Origin of the sequence: Halomonas sp. H10-9-1 (genome assembly GCF_040147005.1) — a bacterium.
GTDB lineage: Bacteria > Pseudomonadota > Gammaproteobacteria > Pseudomonadales > Halomonadaceae > Halomonas.
Genome location: NZ_JAMSHO010000001.1, coordinates 734,089 through 758,744, shown reverse-complemented (window position 1 = coordinate 758,744; position 24,656 = coordinate 734,089). Strand labels below are relative to the sequence as shown.

The window sequence follows — 24,656 nt, the reverse complement described above, 5'->3', positions numbered from 1 at the left end:
AGGCCTGTCGCCGGAACAGCCTTGATCGGTGCTGCCATCGGCGATGGCCCTACCTTCCCCCTTGGGGGAATGGCGCCTCCCGGGCTTCCGGCGTACCCTAGGCGCACTTCCCAGCGTGCTGAAAATGAGACGAGGCGATGAGCAGCAAGATCACAGTCGACGCCCCCCTGGTCATCCTCCACGGTGACGAGATGGCCCAGGTAGCCTTCGAGAAGATCCTCGATACCTTCGTGACCTCCCGGCTGGATATTCCGCTGGTCGAGATCGACCTCTCCGCCGAGCAGCGGCTGACCAGCAACGGCCAGGTGATCATCGACGCCGTCGAGGCCCTCAAGCAGCACGGCGTCGGCATCAAGAACGCCGGCATGACGGTCAACCGGACCCAGCTCGGCGAGCTGCTGGCCAAGCACCCCGAGCTCGACGGCACCAAGCTGCATCCGCTGGCCACCAAGTCACCCAACGGCGCCATTCGCAAGGGCATCGGCGGCAATATCACCCGCGAGGACATCCCGTTTCGCAACCTGCAGTTCGACCCGCCGGCCTGGATCGGCCGCGATATCGTGGTCGACACCATGGACGTGGGCGGCATCAAGGACAGCTACAACGCCCTCTCCGACGCCACCGGGGTGGTCAAGCTGATGTTCGTCGGCGCCAGCGGCAACCCGGTGGAGCTGCACCGCCGCGAGGTCAGGAAGGGCGACCCCTGGCTGCTCGCCACCAACGACCTGGAGGACGTCAAGGCCTGGGCCCACCGCTTCTTCCAGCGCGCCATCGATGAGCAGCGCGACATCTACCTGGGCCTCAAGGACACCGTGATCTCCGGCTACGACGGGGTGATGCGTGCCGCCATCGAAGGCATCTACGAGACCCACTACCGCGAGCAGGTCGAGGCGCTGGGGCTCCACTACTTCTATGAGCTGATCGATGCCCAGGCCGCGCGCCTCGTGGCCAACCCGCCCGAACGAGCGCTGTGGGGCGTGCCCGACAACACCACCGGACGCAAGCTCTTCAAGCTGGTGGAGCAGTTGCGCCAGTTCGGCATCCCGGACCGCAAGGCCCAAGTCTCGATCTCGCGCATGAGCGCCGGCGGTGGCGACCAGTATGGCAGCTTCAACGCCCCGGCCGAGGAAGACGGCATCCTCAAGGTGATCGTCGACGGCGAGGAGCGGCACGCCCGCCACGTCAGCAAGGGCGACCCCATCCTGCTGATGTCCAACGACCGCGTGGCGATCAAGGACTGGATCCTGCAGGTGTTCCGCGACGCCTCGCGCAAGGGCAAGGAGGTCTACTTCGGGCTCAAGCGCGAATACATGGAGTACGACGAGGTCTTCAGCACCGCCATCACCGACGTGCGCCGCGAGCTGGCCGACGGCGGCACCCCGCCGCCCTCGTTCATGATCATGCGGCCCTCCAGCCAGCTCATCAAGATGATCACCGACCCGCCCCGCAACGCCCTCTATCCGGCGCAGAACCTGGACGGCGACATCTTCTCGGACATCTCCGCCGCCCTCGGCGGCAGCCTGGCCACCGCCAGCTCGATCATCGAGAGCAAGGACGGCACCATGCTGTTCGAGGCGCCCCACGGCACCGCCCACGACCTCTACCTGAAGTATCTGGAAACGGACGGCCGCGAGGCACACTTCAACTCCTCCGCGCTGCTGTTCGCCGTGGCCAACGCCCTGGAGACCCTGGGCGAGCGGGAGGGGAACGCCGCCCTGATCGACTACGCCCAGCGCCTCAAGCATGCGCTGATCGACACCGTCGACGCCGGCATCATCACCGGCGACCTCAAGGGCAAGACCACCGCCCCGGAGGCCGAGACCCTGGTCGACATGGAGGGGTTCCTGGACGCCGTGGCCAGCCGGCTCTAAGCGCCAGCCAGCCGGCTTCGACGCCGGCTTCGCCCAAGCCCAGCCACGCAACCTTCACCAGCATGACAAGGAGCGCCTCCATGGCCGTTATTCTACAGGTGCACTTCCCCTTCGATGGCCCGTTCGGCGACGCCATGGTCGAGGCCATGACACCGCTGGCCCGCTCCATCAACGATGAGCCCGGCCTGCTGTGGAAGATCTGGACCGAGGATCCCGCGGGCAAGCGGGCCGGCGGCGTCTACCTCTTCGCCACCCGCGATGAGGCCGAGGCCTATCGGCGGATGCACAGCGCCCGCCTGGAGGGGATGGGCGTGACCGGCATCGAGGCCCAGATCCTCGACGCCAACGAGGCGCTCTCGGCGATCAACGGCGGGCCGCTGTCACCGACTCACTGACTCGCCGACCGCTCGCCACCTGGAAACAGCTCACCTGGAAACAGCTCGGGAGCGAGCTGTTTCCAATAAGAAAATCCGACCTTCGCCAACGCCGCCCCGTCGAGCGGCGTCTCGCTGCCCGACCCCATCACGCAACGCCGGCCAATCTCCTCGCTGCCCCCATGAAAAGGCCGGTTCTTCCCCGGCATGCCAGCACGGCGGGAGCAATTCTTGATGACGCCCATTGTTTCCAATAGGAAACATCGTCTACTCTAGACGCCATGCTGTCCGGTTGCCGCTATCCTTGAGACACGCCGCTTTGTTTTCCCTGTTATCGGAGGCCCCCATGAGCGAGCTTAAGCGTACCCCTCTCCATGAACTGCACGTCGAGCTCGGCGCCAAGCTGGTGCCGTTCGCTGGCTACGAGATGCCAGTGCAATACCCGCTGGGCGTGAAGAAGGAGCATGAGCACACGCGCACGGCCTGCGGGTTGTTCGACGTCTCGCACATGGGGCAGCTGCTGCTGCGCGGCCCCTCTCCTGCCGAGGCGCTGGAGACCCTGGTCCCGGCGGATATCGTCGGCCTGCCCGAGGGCATGCAGCGTTATGCCATCTTCACCAACGCGGCGGGCGGCATTCTCGACGACCTGATGGTGGTCAACGCCGGTGACCACCTCTATCTGGTGGTCAACGCCGCCTGCCGGGACCAGGACATCGCCCACCTGCGCGCCAACCTGCCCGCCGGCCACGAGATCGAGGAGCTGGATCGCGGCCTGATCGCCATCCAGGGCCCGCAGACCGCCGAGATGCTGAAGAGGCTGTGCCCGGAGGCCACCGAGATGGTCTTCATGCAGCACGGGCACTTCGAGATCGACGGCATTCCGGTGTGGGTCAGCCGCAGCGGCTACACCGGCGAGGACGGCTTCGAGATCTCGGTGGCTGCCGAGCAGACCGAGGCCCTGGCACGCCGCCTGCTGGCGGAGCCGGAGGTCGAGGCGATCGGCCTGGGTGCCCGGGACTCCCTGCGCCTGGAGGCCGGCCTGTGCCTCTACGGGCACGATATCGACACCACCACCCTGCCGGTGGAAGCCGGCCTCATCTGGGCCATCGGCAAGCCACGCCGCAACGGTGGCGAGCGTCCCGGCGGCTTCCCGGGGGCCGAGGCGATCCTCCACCAGGTCGAAGCCAAGGACCACACCCGCAAGCGGGTCGGCCTGCTCGGCGAGGGTCGTGCTCCGGTACGTGAGGGCGCCCCGCTACTCGACGCCGAGGGCAACACCATCGGCGCGGTGACCTCCGGCGGTTTCGGCCCCAGCGTCGGCAAGCCGGTGGCACTGGGCTATGTGACTCTGGAGCACGCCGAGGTGGGCACCACCGTCTACGCCGAGGTACGCGGCAAGCACCTGCCGATGACCATCAGCAAGACCCCCTTCGTTGCTCCGGGCTACTACCGCGGGAAGTAGGCATCTGCTCGGGGTGATCCGTCGCCCCGGCGCGCCACCCATCGCTCCTATCGACAGAGGGGGAACTGGCATGTCCATCAGCGTCTTCGACCTGTTCAAGATCGGCGTGGGGCCGTCAAGCTCCCACACCGTGGGCCCGATGCGGGCCGCCTACGACTTCGTCGGCGAGCTCAAGGAGCGCGACCTGCTGACCCGCGTGGCAAGGGTCGAGGTAGAGCTCTTCGGCTCGCTCTCCGCCACCGGCATCGGCCATGGCACAGACCACGCCGTGATCATGGGGCTGATGGGCGAGCGTCCGGATCGCATCGACCCGGACATCATCGCCCCCTCCATCGAGGAGCTGCAGGAGGCCCAGGCGCTGCGCCTGGATGGCCGCCATAGCGTGCCGTTCATCTGGGCACGCGACATGCAGTTGCTTGAGGAGTGCCTACCCCACCACCCCAATGCCATGCGCCTGATCGCCCACGGTCACAGCGAGGAGCTCCACCGCAACACTTACTATTCGGTGGGCGGCGGCTTCGTGATCGATGAGGCCCAGGCCGCCGCGGGCTCCCTGGATGCGGACACGACCCCGCTGCCCTACGACTTCAACAGCGCCGAGGAACTGCTGCGGCTGTGTCGCGAGCACGACCTGCGTATCAGCGAGCTGATGCTGGAGAACGAGAAGGCATGGCGCAGCGAGTCGGAGATTCGCGAGGGCCTCGCCAGCATCTGGCGAGCTATGCAGGCCTGCGTCGAGAAAGGCATGGAGGCCGAGGGCATCCTGCCCGGAGGGCTCAACGTCAAGCGTCGTGCCAAGACCCTCTATCGGCACATGCTGGCCAGCAAGGACGACCATTCGCTGATCGCCTCCACCATGTCGGCCATGGACTGGGTCAACCTCTACGCCCTGGCGGTCAACGAGGAGAATGCCGCCGGCGGGCGCATGGTCACCGCGCCCACCAACGGCGCCGCGGGCATCATCCCGGCGGTACTGCAGTACTACATGCAGTTCCAGGCCGGGGCCGACGAGCGCGACGTGGTCGACTTCCTGCTGGCCGCCGGCGCCGTGGGCATCCTGTGCAAGAAGAACGCCTCCATCTCCGGTGCCGAGGTGGGTTGCCAGGGCGAGGTCGGCTCGGCCTGCGCCATGGCCGCCGCCGGCCTCACCGAGGTGATGGGCGGCACCATCGACCAGGTGGAGAACGCCGCCGAGATCGGCCTGGAGCACAACCTGGGGCTGACCTGCGACCCGGTCGGCGGCCTCGTCCAGGTGCCCTGCATCGAGCGCAACGCCATCGCCTCGGTGAAGGCGATCAACGCCGCCCAGATGGCCCTGCGCGGTGATGGAGAGCACTTCATCTCGCTCGACAAGGTGATCCGCACCATGCGCGACACCGGCGCCGATATGCAGGACAAGTACAAGGAGACCTCCCGCGGCGGGCTTGCCGTCAACGCCATCGAGTGCTGAATCGACGCCCTCCGCCCCGGGCACAAGCGCAGCAGGCCGACCCCTCGGGGTCGGCCTGCTGCGTTCTGGGCGACGTCAGGCGTCAGGGCGTCAGGTACGCCAGCGCTCCCGAGGCCAGCGCCGCCATGCCGGTGCGCATGGTGACCGCGTTGCCAGGGAAGTAGTAGGGCGAGTGGGGCATCTCCAGGTGGCGCATCTTCTGTGCCACGCCCTCCCCCGGGGTCCCGGCCCAGCGCTCGGCCGGCGTGGCACCGATGAACCAGTAGACATAGGGGATATCCTCGCCACCGAAGCCCCCCGCCTCGGCGTTGCCGAAGAAGGGGAAGTCTTCACTGCCATTCAGGCGCGGCATGGCGTAGAGGGCATCCTCGCCGAACTGGGCGGCGTGGGCCTCGCGCACTCGCGCCACCGTCGCCGGGTCGTTGTGCAGGGCGATGGTCTCGTTGAGCACCCGGAACTCCGGAGGCTTCGGCGAGCGGCCCGCCGCGCACTCGGCGCGGATGATGCGCTCGATGCTCGCCACCACCTGGCGGTGCAGGGCGTCGTCGAAGCTGCGCACGTTGATCTCCAGCTCCGCCGAGTGCGGGATGATATTGGCCTGGGTGCCGGCGGCGAGCTTGCCCACCGTGACCACCACCGTCTCCTCCGGCGGCACCTCACGGGAGACGATGGTCTGCAGCCGGGTCACGATATGCGCGGCGATCACCACCGGATCCACCGTCTGGGCCGGCATGGAGCCGTGGCCGCCGGCGCCGTGAACGGTCACCGCCAGGTTGGTGCAGGCGGCCATGGAACCGCCGGGGCGATGCCCCACGGTGCCGGCAAGTGCCGGCATGTTGTGCTGGCCGAGGATCACATCCGGCCGGGCGAAGCGCTCGTAAAGGCCGTCGTCGAGCATCGCCCGGGCCCCGCCGAAGATCTCCTCGGCGGGCTGGCAGATCAGCATCAGGGTGCCGGACCAGCGCTCCTTGAGCCCCGCCATCACCGCACCGGCGCCTACCACGCAACTGCTGTGCAGGTCGTGGCCGCAGGCATGCATCAGCGGTACCGTGCCGCTCTCGGTCTCCGCGGTACGCGTGCTGGCATAGTCCAGGCCGGTGTCCTCCTTGATCGGCAGGGCGTCCATATCGCCACGCAGCATCACCGTGGGGCCCTCGCCGTTCTCGAGCACGGCCACCACGCCGGTGCCACCCACGCCACGGGTCACCGCATAGCCCAGCGCCTCCAGTGCCTCGGCGAGGCGAGCGCTGGTCTGGTGCTCCTGGAACGGCAACTCGGGGTACTGGTGGAGCTGGCGATAGAGCGCCTGCACTTCATCGAAGGCGGCCTCCACCCGGGCGCCGATGGCGCCCCTGAGATCATTGTCACTGCCGGTGGCTGCTGCCGTATCGTGTCGCATCGTCATTCGTCGAGTCTCCTTGCCGCTTAGCGACTGGCCGGGCTGGTTTTTGATGCATCGCTGTCAGGGCGCCCGATGCACTGCCAGGCCGCCACTACCAGAATATTCAACAGGATCGCCCAGACTCCGGCGTGCCAGCCAAACGGCGAGCTCCATACGAAGTCCATCAACAGGTAGGCGAGGCTGCCGGCCAGGGCGCCGGCCATCACGCTGGCACGCCGTAGCTGAGGCATGAAGAGCGCCCCGACCACCATCGGGAACAGCTGCACGATCAAACCGTATGCAGTCAGCAGGATCATGACCAGCGAGCCGGGGTTGAGCAGTGCGATCAGGTAGGCCAGCAGCGACAACCCCAGCACGCTCCAGCGGGTCGCATTCACCGCCGCCTTCTCGCTGGCATTCTTCATCACGGTGGGGCCCATCACGTCGCGCACCAGCACCACGGCGGCGGTGTGGGCCAGGTTGGCGCCGGTGGACATCGCCGCCGCCAGGGCGCCGGAGAGCATCAGGCCGATCACCCAGGGCGAGAAGTTGGCCACGTTCATCACCATCTGCAGCAGCACGGTGTCGGAACGCTCCAGGGGCGCGTCGGCGAAGGCCAGGATGCCGGCAAAGCCGATGAACAGCAGCGGCACCAGCAGGTAGGCGTAGAGGGGATAGAAGACACTCACCTTGCGCAGGGTCTTGCCGCTGTCGGCGGAGTAGAACTTCATGAACAGGTGCGGCCACATGGCGCCGCCGAAGGCACTGACCAGCACCGCGGTGCTGAAGTAACCCCAGCCCATGCCGGTGGCACCGGGCATGGTCAGGTACTCTGGCGCCTGCTGCTGGAGCTGGGTGAACATCTCCCCCACTCCGCCATAGAGGCGCTCGGGGATGGCCAGGCCCAGGAACCAGGCGATGACGATCATCATCACGCCCTGCACCAGGTTGGTCCAGCCGATGCCGCTCAGCCCACTGGCGAAGACATAGGCCGCCACGACCAGGAAGGCCAGCAGACCGCCCAACCAGAACGGCACCGCCCCATCGGTGGCGGCCTGGAACAGCAGGCCGGCACCGGCGATCTGGATGGTCAGGTAGGGCACCAGCGCCACCACACCGATCACCCCAGCCAGCATCCCCAGCGGCTTGCTGCGGTAGTGGTCGGCGATCATGTCGCCCTGGGTGAGGTAGCCGCGCTCGCGGCCCAGCTTGGCCACCCGCGGCCCCAGCGCCCAGATGGTGATCGGCACCAGCGACAGGTAGGCCAGGATGTAGAAGGCCGGCGCGCCGCGCTGGTAGGCCCAGCCCGGGGTGCCGAGGAAAGCGAAGGCGGAGAAGATCTCGGCGCCGAGGATGAAGAACAGGATGATTACACCCACGTGGCGCCCGCCGGCGACGTAGCCCTCGAGGCTGGAGCTCGCCTGCCCCCTGGCGCGCAGGCCCACGGCCAGCACCACCAGCAGATAGGCCAGAGTGATGCCGATGACGATTGCGGTATCACTCATCGCGGCTACCTCCGTGACGGATCGAGAAGGCCACCCACATGCCGACGAACAGCAGCAGCATCCACAGGGTGTACCAGAAGAACAGGAAGGGCAGGCCCAGCACCATGGGCTCGATACGGTTGGCGATCAGGGCGCCGGGCCAGATCATGGCCAGGGTGCACAAGGCGAAGTGCAGCCCGGTCAGCAAGTGGTAGGTCTTGGTCATGGGTCGTTCCGGCTCACACGGGGCGAGACTTGTTATGGGTTGTATCCCCACTATGGAGCGCGGCCGCCGATAGAAAAAATATAGCTTTTGAATGGCTGACATACCAAACCGGTATGGGTAGAGTCTCGGACTGAATCCTTTCCAGGCCCGACACCCATGGAATTCCGCCAGCTCAGCTACTTCGTCGCCGTCGCCGAGACCGGCTCCATCTCCGCCGCCAGTCGCCGGGTGCACGTGGCCCAGCCCGCGCTGACCCGCCAGATACGACTATTGGAGGAGGACCTGGAGGTCGGCCTGCTGGAGCGCCATGCCCGCGGTGTGCGGCTGACGGTGGCCGGCAAGGCGCTGTATGAAGAGGCCGTGGTGCTGCTCGATCGCCGCATTCGGATCAAGACGCGCCTCACTGCGCTGGGTAGCGGCCTGACCGGCAAGCTCGGCCTGGGGGTCACGGTGACCCACCTATGGGTACCGGAGGTGGCCTCGCTGTTGCGCTGTTATCGCGACCGCTATCCAGAGGTCGGCTTCGAGGTCTTCCCGCTGCTCTCGGGGCCACAGCTCGACCGGCTACGCGAGGGCACCCTAGACGCCGGCATCCTGTATCTCGACAGCGCCGAGCAGCAGGGCCTGGAAACCTACCGCCTGCAGGACGACTACCTGATGCTGGCGGTGCCCACCGACTCTCACTGGGCAAGCTCACCGCCACGGCGCCTCAAGGAGCTAGCGCAGGCCGACTTCATCTGGGGCTTCCGCAGTGTCTCGCCGGTCTACTACGACCGCGTGATGGCACACTTTCAGCGCCTCGACTTTCACCCCCGGGTGGTGCAGTTCGGCGCCGACAACATCGCCATCCTCAGCATGGTGGCGGCAGGCCTGGGCATCGCCATCGTGCCCGCCGCCAGTGCCAGCCACCCCATGCCCGGCATCCGTTTCCTGGAGATGGAAGAACTGACACAAAGTGGCATGCCCCTGTGGCTGGCCTGGCGCAGCGGCAACGACTCGCCGGTGCTGCGCAACCTGGTGGCGCTGGCGGCGGGCTTCACCCCGGTGTTCGGATCTCAAACAGATGATCCCGCTTGCGACAACAGCTGACGCCGGCCCTCCGGCAACCCGGGGCGGGGGTCGAGGTGTCGGGTGCCGACGCGGCGATTGACACCCCCCACACAGCAGCGTACTGTGAATGCGAACTAAGCGCCGATTTGAATCCCAGCTTGCGGGCGCTCTACAAATCCAGCTAAAGCGACGCCAAGAGCCCGCTTTAGCATTCGCAAAGCGGGTTTCGTGTATCTGGCCTTCGGGCCACCGCCGATTTAAGCACCAACTTGCGGGCGGGATAGAAATGCAGCTAAAGCGGCGCACGGCTCCACTCCCCTGGGTCGGCGCTTGCCGAACCACGCTTTTCACAGCCCATAGGGGAACAGGAGACCGACATGACCCATCTTGCCCAGGCCGCCCACGGCCAACGCCAGGCTTCCACCACACTCGCCGCGCTCGACCTGAGCCAGGACGACATCGTGCGCCCGGAGCTTCGCGACGACGCCATCCTCACCAACCGCAGGCGGCGCGCCGTAGGCTCGCACCCTGTCCCGCCCCGCGCCACCTTTGGGCTGCGAGGCAGCGACGAGAACCTGCCAAAGCCGTTGCACCCGAAGGTGGAGTGACGACGCGTCGGTGGGAGATTGCGGCGCTCAGTCCAGCAGCGCCTCGATCTCCTCGACCAGTGCGGCCGGCAACTCCGCGCCCTGGGCAAGACTTGCGGCCCGCTCCCGGTAGCGGCGCTGGGAGGGTAGGCGCGCGCCCTGTCCCAGGACGGCTTCGAAAAGACGCTCGGCCCGCGCCATGTGCGCCGCCGAGCCGGCACCCGAAATCCGCACCGGATCCAGGGCAATGATCAGTTCGCCGTGGTAAGGCAAGCCTTGACGGCCGGCGTCATGCTCGCTGGACTCGATACTCAGCAGATCACCGATCAGCGGTCCGGCGATCAGTTCGACCATGAGTGCCAACGCCGAGCCCTTGTGCTCGCCGAAAGGCGACATGGCGCCGTGCTCGAGCACCTCCGCGGGGTCGTTGCAGGCCTCGCCGTGGCGATCGATCCCCCAGTCCTCGGGGATCGCCTTGCCCTCGCGCCGATGGAGCTCGATGTCTCCGCGAGCGATGGCGCTGGTGGCAAAGTCAAAGATGAACGGCTCTGCGCCGGGACGCGGCCAGCCGAAGGCGACGGGATTGGTACCCAGCAGCGGCTCCTTGCCACCGTACGGCGCCACATAGGCCTGGGTGGGATTACAGGCGATCGCCACCAGCCCCTCGGCGGTCAGCCGCTCCAGCTCGACCCACAGCGCGGTGGCGTGCACACAACGGTTGATCGCCATCAGGGCGATACCGTTGCTGCGCGCCTTCTCCACCAACCGCGGCATGCCGCGCTCGAAGGCGCAGGGCGAGAAGCCTCCGCCGGCGTCGACACGCACGACCCCCGGGGCCACGTCTTCCACCTCGGGCTCGGCATCGGGCACCGCTCCCCCCTGGCGGACGGTGTCGATGATGCCCAGCAACCGATAGAGGCCGTGGGAGTGGCTGGCGTCGAGCTGGGCAGCCACCAGAGTCACGCCCAGGGTCTCGGCCTGCTCGGCGCTGAATCCATGGTGGGTAAGCACCCGCCGACAGAGCGCCAGCAGCGCCTCACGCTCGAGGCGCAGCATGACCGGGGACTGTGAATTGGTAGCCTTGTTCATGGAAGCTCCTTGAAGGTTCGACGCTTACCGCCAGGAGGGGCCACTGAGCTGCTCGGGCAGCCAGGTCGCCAGCGTGGGGAAAGCGAGCACGAGGGCCAGCACGATCAGCAGGACCATCGCCGAGACATTGGGGGGGGGGTGATGCCGCGAAGGATGGTGCTCAGCACGGTGGCGAGCGCGCCACGATGGGCAGCAGCGCCCACAGAGTGACACGCATCTTCTCGCTTCGGCAAGGAGCCAGAATGAACGAAACCACGGCCCACCCCCGCCTCCGAGAGTTCTTCCAAGACTCTCTGCCGGTGGGGCTGGCCTCCTTCGGCGGCTCCATCTGTTAAGATCAAAAATTCACACCCCGACCCGACGACACCCCCACCAGCGGAGACCCCATGACACGCAAGGAAGCGATCCCCCACCGCCTGGACCGGGCGCTGGTGTGGGAAGGATTCAAGGCACTGCTGCCGCTCTCGCTATTCGTCATCGTGTTCGGGGTGGCCTTCGGCCTGGCGGCGATTCAGGCCGGGCTCGGCGACGGCGCCATCGTGCTGATGAGCGCCCTGGTATTCGCCGGCGCCTCGCAGTTCGCCGCCCTGGAGCTGTGGGGGCCGCAGGTCCCCTTCTTCACTATGCTGGTGACGGTGTTCGCCATCAACGCCCGCCACCTGCTGATGGGTGCCACCCTCTACCCCTGGCTTGAGCCGCTCCCGCCGGCCCGGCGCTACGCCATCATGCTGTTCGTCTCCGATGCCAACTGGGCCATGGCCATGCAGGACTTCAGCCGCGGCCGGCCGGGGCTTGGGCTGCTGCTGGGTGGCGGCATCGCGCTGTGGGGCTTCTGGGTACTGGGCACCTGGCTGGGCCTGAACATCGGCGGCGCGGTGAGCGACCCCGCCAGCCTGGGACTCGACATGGTCATGGGCTGCTTCCTGCTCGCCATGGTGGTGGGCGGCGAAAAGAACCTGCGCATGCTGCTGATCTGGGCGGTGGCCGCCGGCGCCTCACTGCTGGCCTTCTACCATCTGCCGGAGAATAGCCACGTGGTAGTGGGCGCCATCGCCGGCGGCCTGGCGGGGCTGGCGTGGGAGAAGCGCGAATGAGCCTCGAGACGGGCGGCATGGGCGCGTTCGCCATCATCCTCGCCATGGCGCTGGTGACCCTGGCAACCCGCTGGGGCGGTATCTTCGTGATGTCTTTCGTGCCCGTCGGCTACCGGGTGCGGCAGTTCATCCACGCCATGTCCGGCTCGGTACTGGTGGCGCTGCTCGCGCCCATGGCGATGACCGGCGACACCGGCGCCCGCCTGGCGCTGCTCACCACCGGCGTGATCATGCTGATACTGAAGAAGCCGCTGCCGGCCATCGCCGGCGGCATCCTGGTGGCGGCGCTGTGCCGGCAACTACTGCCCGCCGTGGGCTAGCCCACGGCACCCTGGGCACGGGCCCCCTGTCACGCTAACGTCATCCCCCTCCCGCAGGGTGGCAGCCTTGCACGCCGGCTTCAGGAGCGCCGCCATGTCCGACACCTCCGCCCCCCGGGGCCAGGCCCGCGAGGTCTTCCGCGCCTTCCTGCTGCTGGGCCTGACCTCCTTCGGCGGCCCCATCGCCCATCTCGGCTACTTCCGCAGTGAGTTCGTGGAGCGGCGACGCTGGTTGACCGAGCGCGCCTACGCCGACCTGGTGGCGCTGTGCCAGTTCCTGCCCGGCCCCGCCAGCAGCCAGGTGGGCTTCGCCCTGGGACTGATGCGCGGCGGCCCCTGGGGAGCACTCGCGGCATGGGCCGCCTTCACCCTCCCCTCGGCGCTCCTGCTGGTGCTCTTCGCCATGGGGGCCGCCATGTTCGAGGGACCCATCGGCCAGGGCCTGATCCATGGCCTCAAGGTCACCGCCGTGGCCATCGTCGCCCATGCGGTGTGGGGCATGGCGCGCACCCTCTGCCCCGACCGGCGCCGCGCCGGCATCGCGCTCGCCGCAGTGTTCAGCGTGGTGCTGATCGGCGGCCCGCTGGGACAGGTGGCCGCCATCGTCGGCGGCGCCCTGGCCGGCATACTGCTCTGCCGCACTCACGCCGAGGCCGAGACGCCCCCCCCCTGACACTGCCCGTCTCCCGCCGCGCCGGCCACCTAGCAGGGCTCACCTGCGTTGCGCTGCTGGTAGGCCTGCCGCTGCTCGCCTGGGCCACGCCCTCCACGACGCTGGCGGTGATGGACGCCTTCTACCGCGCCGGCGCCCTGGTGTTCGGCGGCGGCCACGTGGTGCTGCCGCTGCTGGAGGCCGAGGTGGTGCAGTCCGGCTGGGTAAGCGCCGACGACTTCCTTGCCGGCTACGGCGCCGCCCAGGCGATCCCCGGACCGCTGTTCACCTTTGCCGCCTACCTGGGTTCGGTGATGGTGCCGCTGGGCGGTGGCGTGGCGGTCGCCGCCCTGGCGCTGGCGATGGTCTTCCTGCCCGGCATGCTGCTGCTGGTGGCGGTGCTGCCCTACTGGAACCGCTTCCAGCGCTGGGACAGCGCCAAGGCGCTGATGCACGGAGCCAACGCCGCCGTGGTGGGCATCCTGGGCGCGGCCCTCTACCAGCCGGTATGGACCAGCGCCATCCTCGGCCCCCAGGAGTTCGCCCTGGCGCTCACCGGCTGCCTGCTGCTCGGCGTATGGAGGCTGCCCGCCTGGGCGGTGGTCATCCTGCTGGCAGGCGGCGGGGTGCTGATCTCGATGTGACGCGACACCCCGACCGAGAATCGAGGGACATTCCGATTACTCCGCTCGCGTCTTCCCGGTCTCCAGCAGCCACTCCCCGAGCCCGCTGTCTTCCAGGGCGTAGGCGCCACGGCCGGAGCGCCAGACAAGCGACTTGTCGCGCAGTGCATCGAGCCCCGCCTGGATCGACTGGGGGCGTACCTTGCCCTTCCCGCCTTCGGCGTGCTCCGCGGCATTGATACGCGCTACCGTGGTGTCGGAAAACATCGCCAACCGCTCCCCTGCCGCCCCGGCCTCGGCCATGACGCGCAGGATGGCACGCTGCAGCGGCGACAACACCACATAAGCCGACTCGTATTCCGCCCAGAGCCCGTTCTGTACATCCACCGCCCCCTGCGCCAGCAGCTTCCCCAGATCGGGTGCCTGGCCCAGCTCCAACGCCACCCGCCTCACCACCTCCCCCAGCAGCTCGGGACGATGGCCGACCCTCTGGAACGCCTGGTACACCTCCTCCGCGGCAAAAGTGTTGCCGGGCGCCAGCTTGGTGTTGAGGTCCGCGGTGTAGGCCTCGATAAAGTCCTCCCCGAGCAGCGGGAATGGCGTCACACTGGAGCCGAAGAACGGCTGGTCACGACTCAATACCAGCATCGCCAGCTTGTCCCGACTCGAGCCGGTGAGGATAAGGCGCAACCCCGGCGAGTCGCCCCCCAGGTTGAGGGCATCCCGGGCCGCTTTCAGCGCGAACATCGCGTTGATGCCGGCATCGGTGTTCAAGGCATGCTGGGCCTCATCCACGATCATCACCACCATGCGCCCGGAGGCTGCCTGCAGTGCCTCGAGCGCCTCCGCCAGGGATGCCCCCTCTGGCAGGCTCTCTCGATCAAGGTCCCAATGCAGCATGTGTTCCAGCGAGATACGGTGCACACCCGCGGCTTTCAGCAACCGCTTCAGCTGAGGCTCATGGCGCTTCAGCGAGCGCATGACGATGCGCTCGATCAGCTGCCCGGGATCCTCCCGGCGATTGGCCCACAGATCCACATACACCGTCTCCCAGCCTCGCTGTGCGCAGAGCGGTATCAGATCCTGCTTGAGGAAGGTGCTCTTGCCCGTGCGTCGCGGTGCCGCCAGGAAGAGCCCCGAGCTATAGTCGACCAGCCCTTCCCCGGTCAGCCCCTGGGCGATCGACTCGGCCAAGGCCTGGCGATGATAGAAAAACTTCTGCAACCCCATGGTGTTTACACCCATTTAAAGCTACGGCTGGATAATTATAGTTCCAATTATAATAGACTGGATGCACAGCCAACCCTCTGTCCTGGGGCTACTTTCCGACGTCGAGGCGACCGACACGTCACGGACGGGCACGCACCTCCGCTTCCAGGTCATGGACAGTCATCACCACCACATCATCAGCAAGGAGCAGCCCATGGCAGCGAGACAGGGCCCCAAGTTCTATGTCGTATGGGTCGGCCGGCACACCGGTATCTTCACCTCCTGGGAGGAGTGCAGCCGCCAGGTGAAGGGCTACCCCAAGGCACGCTTCAAGTCCTTCCCCTCACGGGAAGAGGCCGAAGCGGCCTTCTCGACAGGCCCGCGCGGAAACGCTCCCGCCAAGCAAGGCAAGCCCTCGAACGGAAGGAGCGTGACGCCTGCGAAGCGACCTGCACGGCGCCAGCCGCCCGCCTCACCGGGCACCTCCGCCGCCGCCAACACCTACGACACGGAGATCTACTGCGACGGCGCCTGTGAGCCCAACCCCGGCGATGCCGGCTCAGGCATGGCGATCTATCGCGACGGCGAGCTCGCGGAACTCTGGTACGGCCTCTACAACCCCGCGGGCACCAACAACACGGCAGAGTTGAACGCCATGCAGCAGGCCCTCCGTGTCGCCCAGGAGGAGATCGCCCGGGGCGCCAGCGTGCGCATCCACTGCGACTCCACCTACACCATCAATGCCATCACCAAGTGGGCCGGTGGCTGGAAGCGGCGCGGCTGGAAGAAGGCCGATGGCCAGCCGATCAAGAACCCCGAGATCATCCAGCGCACCCACGCGCTCTACGAGAGCCTGAAGTCGAAGGTGACCATCGCCCACGTCAAGGGCCATGCCGGGGTGGAGGGCAACGAACTGGCCGACCGCATGGCGATGTATGGCGCCGACCGGAAGGAGCGCGATTTCGTTCGCTACCCAGGCGACTACACCGTCGCGGATATCCTGCAGCTGAGAAGGGGCTGATGTAGCGCGATTGCAGGTCGTGCATCACCCCGGCCGACTGGGGCTGACGCCGCCGTCGTGTAGCACGGCGGCGCGGCGTCCAGCTCCTTCGTCCAGCTCCTTCGCCCGCCTCATTCTCCGATCAATTCATTCGGCGTATAGACTCTTTATGCCGCCGATTTGCTTTTTATTTTTTCTCGGGTATGGTCATGTAATCCTGCCCATAAAAGCAGGCAATTCCCCCAGCACCGCTATTATTTATTGTGAGGCATCCAATTGGCTCGCAGACGTTTTATCCTGAAAAAATCAGGGTACCTTGACTACCTATTCACCAAAGGAATGCGCCACCCTTTCTTCTTTCGCGGGCGACCCACCGACTACGCATGCGTCATCAATCGCATAGAGAGTCTAGCGGCCGGAAGCGGCCTGACGAGAGCGGCTATCAACTGCACGATCCGATACCTGGACCTCTCCTCGGGAAAGCGCCAAGTCATCACCCTCACCAACCCTAGTGAAGCCAACCCTTCGGCGGGGTTGATCTCCATCCTCTCCCCACTGGGTTCCGCCCTGCTCTCATCTGCCGAGCAGGAGGTGGTGGGCGTCCGGATTCTCGGCATGGAGCGGAAGCTCCGCGTCCTCGACGTACACCGCTGATACGCACTTCAATTGCCGCACATGCTGGCTAGCCCAGCCTTGAAAGCTTGCCGGAAAAGGCGGCATTTTTCCGGATTCTGATCAGGAGGAGTGATCGTATGAACAAGGAAAAGGCCAAGAAGACTCCCCAGAAAACGCTCAAGGAAAAGCGCAAGGAGAAGAAGCAGAAAAAGGGGCGTGAAGGCGATAGTTAATCCTCGTCAATCGTCCATCAAGATGGCCGCCCCTGGCGGCCATCTTTCTTTCTCCTTACCGGCCAGACGCTACCGGAAGACGGAGGCCTCCACCATCGAGACCTGGTCGAGCGGCATCGCCAGCGGCCGACGGCTCGACAACCGCCTCCGCTCAGTAAAGATGTACCGCCTCGAAGCGGATACGCGCCTCCCCCTCAGCGTCAACGAGAGTCAGGGTTTCACCCTCGACCCGCCAGCTGGCGACGTCGCCGAGAGCATCGAGAAATTCGCGCTCAAGCCCCATCACTTCCCCGGGACAGGCCATCATGGTGGTGGCCACCCGGCCGAAGCGTAGCCGATCGCCGTCACGCTCGTATTCGCCCATCATGCGGTTGCAGCCAGTGGAGCCTGCCAGGCGAGCATCCTCGGCATGCAGCACCAGATGCGCCTCGCGCGCTCCCTCAATGGCCACCGCCTTGCGCTCATCCACCGTCATCACCTTCCAGTAGGTATTCTCCAGGGGCTCGTTGACGGTGGCACCAGCGGAGATCGCATCACGCCCGGCGCAGCCCGCCAGGGCCAGTGTGCCGACCAGCAGCGCCGCAAGCGAATACTTCTGTTTCATCGTGGTCACTCCATTGCCATAAAGAAGCCTTGTTAGACCAGCCCACGGCATAAGGTTCCAGCGGAGAGGCGGTATCTACCTGAAGGTCTCCTATCGCCCCCTGATCAGTTTATAAGAACAGGGTATCAGAGGGCACGACACTCATCCTGACACTGGGGGCAGGCGCACGATGACCATCTCCGCGGCAGGGTCGATCCAGATGGTCTGGCCGTGTACGCCGCTGCAGACCGTCCACTTGAGCTTGTCGCCGGCGAAGTAGTCGTCGTCGGTGAAGCGGATGATACGCTCCTCCGGTGGTGGAAAGCCTTGCATCCAGTCGGTTGCGCGACGGTGGCCCCTGCCATGAACAGGGTTGCCCACCCCCTTCTGAAACCAGCCTACCCTCATCGACCAGCTGAGCGATGCATATAACCTGTGCAGCTCTGGAGGGGGTCACTTCAGAGCCGGGAGACGTGGGAGGCGATACTCTATGGTTAAGCTCGCGCCGTTGCCTTTCGGTGGCTGCTGAATGAACCGGTCACCGGGTACCATAAGGGACCGCATAGCGGAGCAGCAAACCGGCATCCGATGATGCGGTCCTGGGTAACCGCCAACGAGCCGGTGCAATTGGCCTGCTTGAACTTGAACGGAGGGCGCACCACTCCTTTCCGCATCTGCGAGTAGCGCAGAAAGCGCATTACGAAACTGCTCCGCCACTCCCGGCCGCCGACCTGGCCCGGAACCTCGAGCGACGCGAGGCTGGTCGCGTTGCTCGGATGGGTCACGCGTCGAGACGCCACGTCCATTCCATGGGGGCAGCAGCACGCCGATCAGGCGCGACTCCATGACCAACCGATCATCAGTCGGATGAAACCAAACGCGCGCTGCACTACCCCGCTTTGCTGCTTCCAAGACCCGGGAATTCAGCTTGCAATTTGTGCTCTGCCCATCGTGATGACAGTTACGCGGGTGAATCTTCCCGTACCCCGATGGCCCGAACCGCTGCGCAAGATCGACCGCTTCGCCGATGTATTGAAGCTCATCCCCAATGGTGATTGCGTACACACCGGCTGCATTCGGGGCACCGGGTAGTCCGAACCGGCAGAAGGGTCCGGCGGAGTACCGGTTCGGACGAACACCCTCCGGGAGCGTGTGTGAGTACTCGGCCAAGGAGCCATCGGTGTTCCGCTGGATCTCCAAGCTTCCAACGCTCCAGAACTCGAATCCGGCGAAGCGTCTCGTTTCGATTTGCATGGATAAACTCTTCTAGCAGTCTGTCGGGTTTTCGATAATGCCGTGAGATACTCTCAGTATGCCGCCACTATTGGAACGTCGCCATGAGTCGCTTCATCCCCGTTGACCGCCAGACCGACTATCTCCTGCCGCCTTCGGTGGATGAGTGGCTGCCCGATGATCACTTGGCGCGGTTCGTGGTGGATGTCGTCGAGCAACTGGATCTCTCGGCATTGACGCGGCGCTACGCCGGCCGTGGGCACAAGGCGCATCACCCGGCGGTGCTGCTGAGCCTGCTGGTCTACGGCTACGCCACCGGGGTGGTCTCCAGCCGCAAGATCGAGCGCGCCACCTATGACTCGGTGGCATTCCGTTACCTGGCCGCCAATACCCATCCCGACCATGACACGCTGGCCACCTTTCGCCGCCGCTTTCTGCCGGAACTGGAGCAGTTGTTCGTGCAGGTGCTGTTGCTGGCACGCGAGATGAAGCTGCTCAAGCTCGGCACCATCGCCCTGGACGGCACCAAGCTCAAGGCCAACGCCAGCAAGCACAAGGCGCTATCGTATGGCCACGCCAAGAAGCTGGAGGCGCAGTTCAGGGCTGAGGTGAAAGCGCTGACGCAGCGGGCCGAGTCGGCGGACAAGGAGGACGCGGCCGATGGCATGGATATCCCCGCCGAGATTGCCCGCCGTGAAGCACGCCTGGCGGCCATCGCCGAGGCGAAGGCCAAGATCGAGGCGCGTGCCGAGGAGCGAGACGCCACCGAGCAAGCCGCCTACCAGGAAAAGGTGGCGCGGCGAGACGCGCAGCGCAAGGCCGGCAAGAAACCTCGTGGGCGTGATCCCGAACCGCCGACTGGCGGCCCGCGTGACAAGGACCAGATCAACTTCACCGACCCGCAGTCTCGCATCATGCCGGTCACCGGCCAGGGGTTTGATCAGTGCTACAACGCCCAGGCCGCCGTCGATACCGAGAGTCTGCTGGTGACCCATGTCCACGTCACTCAGGCGACCAACGACAAGCAGCAAGTCATGCCGTTACTGACGGCCTGGCAAGGTTACCCGGAGACGCTGGGCAAGCCTGACCACCTGCTGGGTGATACCGGCTACTTCAGTGCCGCCAATATCCAGGCCTGCCATGACCATGGTATCGAACCGCTATTGGCGATGAGGCGTGATGTCCATCACCTTCCGGTCTTCGAACGTTTCGCCGCGGACCCGCCCGCACCGGAGAGCGAGGACCCTGTCGAGCACATGGCGTACCGCTTGAAGACGCAGGCGGGCCGAGCGCTCTATGCGCTGCGCAAGCACACGGTGGAGCCGGTCTTCGGGATCATCAAACACGTGATGGGATTCCGGCAGTTCTCGCTACGCGGTCTGGATAAGGTCAGCGGTGAGTGGCGACTGGCCACCCTGGCATGGAATATCAAGCGGATGCATCGCTTGGCAGCAGGCTGAGGGCCGTCCCTTAGCCTGATAGGGCGGCGTCACAAGCGCTCAGGCCACTCCAGGATCGCCGAACGACGCCAGGTTGCTGACATGGCCGGCGCCAATACGAAAATGGAGAGAAGTGGGTGTCGTTACTGTGAGCGACACCCATAATCCGACAGACTGCTAGGAAATAGCCGCCGAACGCTGGCGTAACGGGCCGGTTTGGAGCGCCAGCGGAAAACCGGTCCCGTTGACGCATTGGTTAGATTCACTTTATCCCGAGCAGCCGTTTATATGAGCTATCTTTCCCCAAGTTTGGAATCTGGGAATCGGTCGCACCCTGAATCTGCGCAAACGCTTGCTGCGTCACTTGATTAGTAGTTCTCGGTGCTAATTTACCCACCAGCGTTCGAAAATTTGAAATACAAGCTCTCAAGCCGACTCGAGAAGCGAACTCTCGATCTGCCAAGAGATGTACGACCTCTCGCAGTTCAGATTCGCCAAACTTATCTATTAGCTGATCATAATATGGTACGGCCATATCTGAGGTGCCATGCCCATTTCCTATCCTAGCCATTACCAACGTCTTGACATAAGACTTACGGACAGCATCTGGTATCGTCCCGGCTGAGGAAACATAAGCATTGAGGGCGCGAGCATGTGCAGGCTCGTTATGGAAATTATTGAATCCTGTGTGTGCGGCAAAAAGGCTGTCGATCTTATCAGCCATTTCTAGTGCTAACGTATCCTTTGGGAGAAACGGTAGCCCTCCTACGACAGACAAAAACTCGCTTGCCGCCTCTTTCCGCTCTACTTCTCCATTTGATGCAAAAGTTGCATATTTAAACCCACACTCATACTTCACCTCTTCAGGAGCAACATGCCATGCCGAGCCGGCCACCAATTTAATGTTGCTCTTAACCTGAACAGCGGCATCTTTAGTTGTGTACATGCCGAAAAGAGTTCTCAGCACAGAGGTGGCGAGTTCCGGCGGCAAGTACTCAACCCCTGCTCTAATATACTGGGCATCCTGCTCAGTGAGCGCGGTGTTCCTGATATTATTGAGAAACCTTTTAACCTCAATGACCGGCCCTTCGGGTTCTTTTGCAATTACTTCTCTTATGCAGGTTTCTAACCACGATATTAACTGAAAGCCTGTGAGGTCATTCTGATTCGGGTGAGCTGCGCTGGCCCAGTTGCGCATATCCCTTATGTAATCTAAATGCTTGTACCCGATATCAGAAAGTATCCCTGTGAGGTGGCACCCTCGGATCAGCTCCCATTCTTCTATTTTTTGAAGATCATTTTCGTCTTTTAGCTTCGACCTACGTTTCGTGTCAGTTACCACACTATCGTAAAAATATTCAAGATCAAAACGAGCTACCTTATTGCGAAGGTTTACAACGGTTTCATCCCAAATGAAATTGAGCGCGGCATCAAATAGACCGGCTCCGCATGCGGCGATGAACTTTGATAAATAAATTGAGGTAATTTTCCTGTTATCATCAATAAGTTCAATCACATCGGGCACGTTAGAAATTACCCTTTGCCGCTCTTGCACAGGGACTAGGACCTGATCATTCGGCAGGCCAAGCTCCCCCAGATACTGAGTTAAACCCGAAGTAAACTGATCGACGCCAGTTGCCACCTCGTCTTTTGAAAGCACTTTTATCTCTTTTGTCAAAACAACCTCCTTAGTGGCAACAAAAAAATCTAACGCTTGCAGCATGCGCGCCCATGGAAGGGAGCCGAAGGCGCAATGTAATGGGCGTCGCCGTGCCTGCACTTGTTATGCAACTTGACCCGGAATAGCTAGTTCTGACTGAATGACGGCCGACCACTTTTTCCAGCCAAAATAGGCGCTTGGATGACGAATAAAAAGAATATCTATATTTTTTCCATCTTTCTCAAGAATAAATTTCTTAGGCCTGGATCGCCCAACTTTTTCTAAACTACTTGACTGCACAGGAGTAATACCAACATCCTTAAAATAACTATTAAACGCCTTAATCTTTACACCTTCCAAACCATAAACAATGACTTGGTCAACATCAAAAACCGATGTTAATTTATCGAAAACCTTCCATCCAAAATAATAATCATCATACGATGGCCTATGCTTTTTCGTTTTAATAACTCTGCCTACAAGGTTGTGATAAACCACAGAATTCCAAAAATCCGCCTTTTCCTCATTTGTTGGCTTCTTCTTTGAGTATATCGCCCTTTCTATATTTCTTACAAACTTTGAATTCCTCTTGAAATCAAAAGCATGTGCTTTATGGAGCTTTCTTAGATTGTTTGAGTCAGCTATTCTCTCAGCACTAGATGGATCCTTTGGATTCCAATCATAAACACTTTCACCAAGAACTAATGTTTTTAGTTTTTTATCTTTATAATTTACCCCAACCCAAGGCAATCTATTAATTCCTTCGATATCAACCAGGTGATCATCGAAACTAGTGTCGCAATAACTCTCAATAATACCTGAATCCGTGAGACCGGCCCCTGGAATGCTTCTAACCCACTGACCTGCATGGCAATATAGCGAATATCGCCATTCACCCAGATAGTGCCATGCCCAACGTCAAGTTCCGTGCCAGTCGCCGCACCCTCACCAGCCACGCCGGGCTGTCCATCATCGGGCAGTGCTTCGAGATCGCTGGCGTCGATAGCATCGACGGGCGCTTCCCCACCACGCTGGGCATGCGCACCAGCGATGTGGTCAAAAGCTACCTGGGCCTGCTGTGTCTGGGCATGAGCGACTATGACGCCATCGAAAACTTCCGCCGCGACAAGCCCTTCCAACAGCTGCTGACCCTGCAAAAGGTGCCGAGCACGGCGACGCTGCGACAGCGGCTGGAGAAACTTGCCGCCAACGACCTGCAGGCGCGCACCGCCACCTGGTCCACGACCCTGCTGTCACTGGTCGAGGCACCGATCACCGCCGAGACGACGCACGTCTGCCTGGACATCGACACCTTCGTCATGGACAACAGCAACTCGAAGAAGGAAGGCGTCTCGCGGACTTACCAGAAGGTCGATGGCTACACCCCGATCGCCGCCTATCTGGGCAACGAAGGGTGGTGCCTGGGTCTGGAACTGCGTCCTGGCAAGCAGCACACCATGAAGGAGAGCAACGCCTTCCTGGAGCGGGTACTGCCTCGCGCCCAAGGCCTGACCGAGCAACCGATCCTGTTACGCGAGGACAGCGGCTTCGACAGCCAGGCGCACCTGGCGCTTCTCGAACAGCAGCGCCAGGTCTTTGCCGACGAGGGGCGCCGGCTCGACTATGTCGTCAAATGGAACCCGCGCGGCTCGGCCACGGCCGATCAGGATACCTGGTTGGCTGTGGCGGCGGACTACTGGGAAGAGCTGCGTCCTGGCAAGCGCCAGGCGCTGTGGACGCAGACCGTCTCGATCCACGACGACAACAAGACCGAATACGTCGTCCAACGCGTGATGCGCCTGGTAGAGCGCACCGCCGATCGCGATGGCCAGTTGCTGCTCGAACCGGACTATGAGTTGGAAGGCTGGTGGACCAGCCTGGACGAGGCGCCGGAGGCGGTGATCAAACGCTACCAGGCGCATGCCACCCACGAGCAATTCCACAGTGAGATCAAGACCGATCTCGACCTGGAGCGGCTGCCGTCGGGCAAGTTCGCCACCAACGATCTGATCCTGCACCTCGCCCAGCTGGCCTACAACATCCTGCGGCTGATGGGGCAGCTGGGCATGACCGGCGAGCTGAGCCCGGTGCGCCATCCCGCCAAGCGGCGCCGGATCCGCACCGTGCTACAAGAGCTGGTGCATCGTGCAGCGTTCGTGATCCACAAGGCACGCCAGATCGTCCTCGACTTTGGGCAAGACATCGGGCGTATGACGGTATTGAACACCCTGCGAAGGCGGATGCGCTATCCGCGAGGCACGCCATGCTGATCGCCTGTCGGATAATGCCACCTGATAAAGGGCTGACCGTCACCGGCAGCCAGCCTCACCATGCCCGGCGGGTAGAAATGCATGTCAAGACGGGCCGTCGGCGCCGGCCGACGCCACCATGGTCGACTATCAGCGGCATGCGTTCGGCGGTTGAGACGGGGCCGGAGGTAAAAAAATGCTCGCTAACGGTGATAGGGGAAGTGTCGGCGCCGGCTTCACGGATTCAGGTAATACCCAAATCGTTACCTATCCATTATTTTATATAGTTAATTTAATCAAGTTAGCACTTACAGTTTTATTGAGCCGTTAGGTAACCACTCAATATCAAGATTGCCATCACCAAAGTGGATAACGCCTTCCTTTTTAGGGAGCTCGTTGTGCTGCCCTCGATATTGAATGAAGTTATCAAGAAGCTCAATAATATGAAGCTTAAAATCCGATTCGGTGATTTTATCGAATATATCTTCCTCAAGCTTCCAAGATGTACCGCTCAGGCGGTCTTCATCCTCTTCAGCGTTGAAAACGATTTTGCCTTTTACCTTCACAATCTCTGGATGCTGTTGAGCAAGCATAGCTAAGCGAGTGCTTTCAAAACTCTGATCAAAATTCGACATATCGCTTCCTTCTGGCCTTTTTCTCAGGCTACACTAGCAAGACGACAAGATGTGTCGCATTGACGCATAACAGTTGTATTATGTAGCATGCTTGATATTCCACTTGAACGCGCACGCGCGTTCAACAATATTATGCT

General features: G+C 63.2%; 22 protein-coding genes and 1 pseudogene. 13 read left to right on the top strand and 10 right to left on the bottom strand.

The features are described 5' to 3' along the window. The first annotated feature begins 137 nt into the window (after nt 1–137). From NFH66_RS03470 to NFH66_RS03455, 4 genes are all read left to right on the top strand, one after another. Nucleotides 138–1,871: an isocitrate/isopropylmalate family dehydrogenase gene (locus NFH66_RS03470; RefSeq protein WP_349608418.1), complete on the top strand. Its 1,734-nt coding sequence runs from the start codon at nt 138–140 to the stop codon at nt 1,869–1,871. A gap of 80 nt (nt 1,872–1,951) precedes the next feature. Next, nucleotides 1,952–2,266, top strand: coding sequence for a monooxygenase (locus tag NFH66_RS03465; protein ID WP_349608416.1), 315 nt, complete (start codon nt 1,952–1,954; stop codon nt 2,264–2,266). A gap of 325 nt (nt 2,267–2,591) precedes the next feature. Beyond that, complete coding sequence (gcvT, locus tag NFH66_RS03460; RefSeq protein ID WP_349608414.1) at nt 2,592–3,707, top strand: glycine cleavage system aminomethyltransferase GcvT; 1,116 nt, start codon at nt 2,592–2,594, stop codon at nt 3,705–3,707. A gap of 70 nt (nt 3,708–3,777) precedes the next feature. Further along, nucleotides 3,778–5,157: an L-serine ammonia-lyase gene (locus NFH66_RS03455; RefSeq protein ID WP_349608412.1), complete on the top strand. Its 1,380-nt coding sequence runs from the start codon at nt 3,778–3,780 to the stop codon at nt 5,155–5,157. 82 nt (nt 5,158–5,239) lie between these two features. Here the strand turns inward: NFH66_RS03455 and NFH66_RS03450 are convergent, their stop codons facing one another. From NFH66_RS03450 to NFH66_RS03440, 3 genes are read right to left on the bottom strand one after another with little or no spacing between them, the layout of a single operon-like run. Further along, nucleotides 5,240–6,562 (bottom strand): amidohydrolase, encoded by a 1,323-nt coding sequence (locus NFH66_RS03450; RefSeq protein WP_349608410.1) that lies wholly within the window; start codon nt 6,560–6,562, stop codon nt 5,240–5,242. 20 nt (nt 6,563–6,582) lie between these two features. Next, nucleotides 6,583–8,043 (bottom strand): sodium:solute symporter family protein, encoded by a 1,461-nt coding sequence (locus NFH66_RS03445; RefSeq protein ID WP_349608408.1) that lies wholly within the window; start codon nt 8,041–8,043, stop codon nt 6,583–6,585. Then, on the bottom strand, nt 8,036–8,248 hold the full coding sequence (locus NFH66_RS03440) for a hypothetical protein (RefSeq protein ID WP_349608406.1): 213 nt from the start codon (nt 8,246–8,248) through the stop codon (nt 8,036–8,038). The genes NFH66_RS03445 and NFH66_RS03440 overlap by 8 nt, the downstream gene beginning before the upstream one ends. Nucleotides 8,249–8,404: 156 nt before the next feature. Between NFH66_RS03440 and NFH66_RS03435 the strand changes: the two genes are divergently transcribed. Next, a complete protein-coding gene (locus tag NFH66_RS03435; protein WP_349608404.1) occupies nt 8,405–9,337 on the top strand; it encodes a LysR family transcriptional regulator in 933 nt (310 codons plus the stop codon). Between the two features lie 338 nt (nt 9,338–9,675). Next, the gene (locus NFH66_RS03430) at nt 9,676–9,906 is read left to right on the top strand and encodes a hypothetical protein (protein ID WP_349608402.1); all 231 of its coding nucleotides are present in this window, start codon (nt 9,676–9,678) and stop codon (nt 9,904–9,906) included. 27 nt (nt 9,907–9,933) lie between these two features. Here the strand turns inward: NFH66_RS03430 and NFH66_RS03425 are convergent, their stop codons facing one another. Next, the gene (locus NFH66_RS03425) at nt 9,934–10,974 is read right to left on the bottom strand and encodes an Ldh family oxidoreductase (RefSeq protein WP_349608400.1); all 1,041 of its coding nucleotides are present in this window, start codon (nt 10,972–10,974) and stop codon (nt 9,934–9,936) included. 386 nt (nt 10,975–11,360) lie between these two features. Here NFH66_RS03425 and NFH66_RS03420 point away from each other — a divergent pair, with 386 nt between their 5' ends. The 3 genes and pseudogenes from NFH66_RS03420 to chrA all read left to right on the top strand — a co-directional run bounded on the left by NFH66_RS03420 (nt 11,361) and on the right by chrA (nt 13,684). Continuing rightward, a complete protein-coding gene (locus NFH66_RS03420; RefSeq protein WP_349608398.1) occupies nt 11,361–12,068 on the top strand; it encodes an AzlC family ABC transporter permease in 708 nt (235 codons plus the stop codon). After that, nucleotides 12,065–12,388: an AzlD family protein gene (locus NFH66_RS03415; protein WP_349608396.1), complete on the top strand. Its 324-nt coding sequence runs from the start codon at nt 12,065–12,067 to the stop codon at nt 12,386–12,388. Before NFH66_RS03420 ends, NFH66_RS03415 begins: the two co-directional genes overlap by 4 nt. A gap of 94 nt (nt 12,389–12,482) precedes the next feature. Beyond that, nucleotides 12,483–13,684 (top strand): annotated as a pseudogene (gene chrA, locus NFH66_RS03410) (chromate efflux transporter). A gap of 36 nt (nt 13,685–13,720) precedes the next feature. On the opposite strand, the gene NFH66_RS03405 reads toward chrA, so the two are convergent. Further along, on the bottom strand, nt 13,721–14,893 hold the full coding sequence (locus NFH66_RS03405; protein WP_349608394.1) for an ATP-binding protein: 1,173 nt from the start codon (nt 14,891–14,893) through the stop codon (nt 13,721–13,723). 193 nt (nt 14,894–15,086) lie between these two features. Between NFH66_RS03405 and NFH66_RS03400 the strand changes: the two genes are divergently transcribed. Beyond that, nucleotides 15,087–15,893: a ribonuclease H family protein gene (locus NFH66_RS03400; protein ID WP_349608392.1), complete on the top strand. Its 807-nt coding sequence runs from the start codon at nt 15,087–15,089 to the stop codon at nt 15,891–15,893. 318 nt (nt 15,894–16,211) lie between these two features. Then, nucleotides 16,212–16,526, top strand: coding sequence for a GreA/GreB family elongation factor (locus NFH66_RS17710; RefSeq protein ID WP_502878661.1), 315 nt, complete (start codon nt 16,212–16,214; stop codon nt 16,524–16,526). Between the two features lie 345 nt (nt 16,527–16,871). Here NFH66_RS17710 and NFH66_RS03395 read toward each other — a convergent pair whose 3' ends face one another. Both NFH66_RS03395 and NFH66_RS03390 read right to left on the bottom strand, forming a co-directional pair. Then, complete coding sequence (locus NFH66_RS03395) at nt 16,872–17,324, bottom strand: META domain-containing protein (protein WP_349608390.1); 453 nt, start codon at nt 17,322–17,324, stop codon at nt 16,872–16,874. A gap of 141 nt (nt 17,325–17,465) precedes the next feature. Next, nucleotides 17,466–17,636, bottom strand: a complete 171-nt coding sequence (locus NFH66_RS03390) for a hypothetical protein (protein ID WP_349608388.1) — start codon at nt 17,634–17,636, stop codon at nt 17,466–17,468. A gap of 1,004 nt (nt 17,637–18,640) precedes the next feature. Here NFH66_RS03390 and NFH66_RS03385 point away from each other — a divergent pair. Next, the gene (locus tag NFH66_RS03385; RefSeq protein ID WP_349608386.1) at nt 18,641–19,996 is read left to right on the top strand and encodes an IS1182 family transposase; all 1,356 of its coding nucleotides are present in this window, start codon (nt 18,641–18,643) and stop codon (nt 19,994–19,996) included. Between the two features lie 241 nt (nt 19,997–20,237). Here NFH66_RS03385 and NFH66_RS03380 read toward each other — a convergent pair whose 3' ends face one another. Next, complete coding sequence (locus tag NFH66_RS03380) at nt 20,238–21,698, bottom strand: hypothetical protein (protein WP_349608384.1); 1,461 nt, start codon at nt 21,696–21,698, stop codon at nt 20,238–20,240. 60 nt (nt 21,699–21,758) lie between these two features. Then, nucleotides 21,759–22,385 carry a hypothetical protein gene (locus NFH66_RS03375; RefSeq protein ID WP_349608383.1) on the bottom strand — a complete coding sequence of 209 codons (627 nt, stop codon included), beginning with the start codon at nt 22,383–22,385 and terminating at the stop codon, nt 21,759–21,761. Nucleotides 22,386–22,543: 158 nt separating this feature from the next. Here NFH66_RS03375 and NFH66_RS03370 point away from each other — a divergent pair, with 158 nt between their 5' ends. Further along, a complete protein-coding gene (locus tag NFH66_RS03370; RefSeq protein ID WP_349608381.1) occupies nt 22,544–23,905 on the top strand; it encodes an IS1380 family transposase in 1,362 nt (453 codons plus the stop codon). Nucleotides 23,906–24,192: 287 nt separating this feature from the next. On the opposite strand, the gene NFH66_RS03365 is transcribed toward NFH66_RS03370, so the two are convergent. After that, entirely contained in the window at nt 24,193–24,519 is a 327-nt protein-coding gene (locus NFH66_RS03365) for a hypothetical protein (RefSeq protein ID WP_349608379.1), read from the bottom strand. Between the last annotated feature and the right edge of the window lie 137 nt (nt 24,520–24,656).

Coding starts and splice junctions, on each gene's coding strand:
- NFH66_RS03470 (WP_349608418.1), top strand. CDS start 138: ATGAGCAGCAAGATCACAGTCGACGCCCCCCTGGTCATCCTCCACGGT.
- NFH66_RS03465 (WP_349608416.1), top strand. CDS start 1,952: ATGGCCGTTATTCTACAGGTGCACTTCCCCTTCGATGGCCCGTTCGGC.
- gcvT (WP_349608414.1), top strand. CDS start 2,592: ATGAGCGAGCTTAAGCGTACCCCTCTCCATGAACTGCACGTCGAGCTC.
- NFH66_RS03455 (WP_349608412.1), top strand. CDS start 3,778: ATGTCCATCAGCGTCTTCGACCTGTTCAAGATCGGCGTGGGGCCGTCA.
- NFH66_RS03450 (WP_349608410.1), bottom strand. CDS start 6,562: ATGACGATGCGACACGATACGGCAGCAGCCACCGGCAGTGACAATGAT.
- NFH66_RS03445 (WP_349608408.1), bottom strand. CDS start 8,043: ATGAGTGATACCGCAATCGTCATCGGCATCACTCTGGCCTATCTGCTG.
- NFH66_RS03440 (WP_349608406.1), bottom strand. CDS start 8,248: ATGACCAAGACCTACCACTTGCTGACCGGGCTGCACTTCGCCTTGTGC.
- NFH66_RS03435 (WP_349608404.1), top strand. CDS start 8,405: ATGGAATTCCGCCAGCTCAGCTACTTCGTCGCCGTCGCCGAGACCGGC.
- NFH66_RS03430 (WP_349608402.1), top strand. CDS start 9,676: ATGACCCATCTTGCCCAGGCCGCCCACGGCCAACGCCAGGCTTCCACC.
- NFH66_RS03425 (WP_349608400.1), bottom strand. CDS start 10,974: ATGAACAAGGCTACCAATTCACAGTCCCCGGTCATGCTGCGCCTCGAG.
- NFH66_RS03420 (WP_349608398.1), top strand. CDS start 11,361: ATGACACGCAAGGAAGCGATCCCCCACCGCCTGGACCGGGCGCTGGTG.
- NFH66_RS03415 (WP_349608396.1), top strand. CDS start 12,065: ATGAGCCTCGAGACGGGCGGCATGGGCGCGTTCGCCATCATCCTCGCC.
- NFH66_RS03405 (WP_349608394.1), bottom strand. CDS start 14,893: ATGGGGTTGCAGAAGTTTTTCTATCATCGCCAGGCCTTGGCCGAGTCG.
- NFH66_RS03400 (WP_349608392.1), top strand. CDS start 15,087: ATGGCAGCGAGACAGGGCCCCAAGTTCTATGTCGTATGGGTCGGCCGG.
- NFH66_RS17710 (WP_502878661.1), top strand. CDS start 16,212: ATGCGCCACCCTTTCTTCTTTCGCGGGCGACCCACCGACTACGCATGC.
- NFH66_RS03395 (WP_349608390.1), bottom strand. CDS start 17,324: ATGAAACAGAAGTATTCGCTTGCGGCGCTGCTGGTCGGCACACTGGCC.
- NFH66_RS03390 (WP_349608388.1), bottom strand. CDS start 17,636: ATGCAAGGCTTTCCACCACCGGAGGAGCGTATCATCCGCTTCACCGAC.
- NFH66_RS03385 (WP_349608386.1), top strand. CDS start 18,641: ATGAGTCGCTTCATCCCCGTTGACCGCCAGACCGACTATCTCCTGCCG.
- NFH66_RS03380 (WP_349608384.1), bottom strand. CDS start 21,698: ATGCTGCAAGCGTTAGATTTTTTTGTTGCCACTAAGGAGGTTGTTTTG.
- NFH66_RS03370 (WP_349608381.1), top strand. CDS start 22,544: ATGCCCAACGTCAAGTTCCGTGCCAGTCGCCGCACCCTCACCAGCCAC.
- NFH66_RS03365 (WP_349608379.1), bottom strand. CDS start 24,519: ATGTCGAATTTTGATCAGAGTTTTGAAAGCACTCGCTTAGCTATGCTT.